Here is an 835-nt window from a genome sequence, read left to right as displayed (position 1 = left end):
TCGGAAATTTTGTACGCTAAGCAAATTTCAATCTAAAAAAGCCGATATCCTTGATGGATTCGACTTTTTTTATATGGATTTCTATTTGCTCCTAATTTTTTTAATTACAAATACTAAAACTGCAAACAGTATTACAAATATTATTATTGTTTTCATTTATATTCACCTCAAAAGAAGAAGCTATAAGTTTTTCTTTGAAAAGATTTGGATTGATATAATCATTGAAATTAAGATAATAAAAATAGATATTACAAAAGGCACCCAAACCATTACTGTTTGAGGTAGTGGTAATTGAAAATTGATATTAAAATTCATCGATTGGTACCACTCAATAATAGTGGGTAGTATAAATGGAGTTAAAAATATTAAAATAAAAAAGATATACTTTGTTTTTTCATAGCCAAATTTAGTTTGAATAGGTATTAATATTCCGAAAAAAACAGAAATGATCAAAAGAGCTATTCCTATACTATAAATATTTAATCTTGCTAGCCCTGTAGAAAAACCAATTGCTACTGCAAGGTTAAATAAAAGGAAACACCCAATAAAAATCACAAGAATAAATAGATATTTTGCTTTAATGACACCATTACGAGTATGTGGGGTTGTACAAAGAAGTGCTGATCCCCTATATTTATCCTCTTGCATCGAAACCATATTAAACAAAATATATTCCGTAAATAAAACGGTAATAAGAAAACTTGTAAAGCTACCGTTATCAAATCCTAACTTTGAATAAATAAATATGGGGCCAATAACTGCAAAAATAAGCATAAACAATAGGTATTTTTTGGCTAGAATGAAATCCTTTTTGACAAGATGAAATAACATTTTT

Annotated in this window: 1 protein-coding gene; it reads right to left on the bottom strand. The window is 27.2% G+C overall.

Going from position 1 to position 835, the window contains the following annotated elements; translation table 11 throughout:
* Positions 1-180 precede the first annotated feature (180 nt).
* Positions 181-835: ABC-2 transporter permease (locus ACR65M_RS26980; protein ID WP_223254555.1), on the bottom strand; the 655-nt coding region annotated here is incomplete at its 5' end.

The sequence above is a fragment of the Ferdinandcohnia sp. SAFN-114 genome, assembly GCF_059415045.1.
The sequence above is the reverse complement of the archived record's forward strand: the minus strand, read 5'-3'. Positions and strand labels throughout refer to the sequence as shown.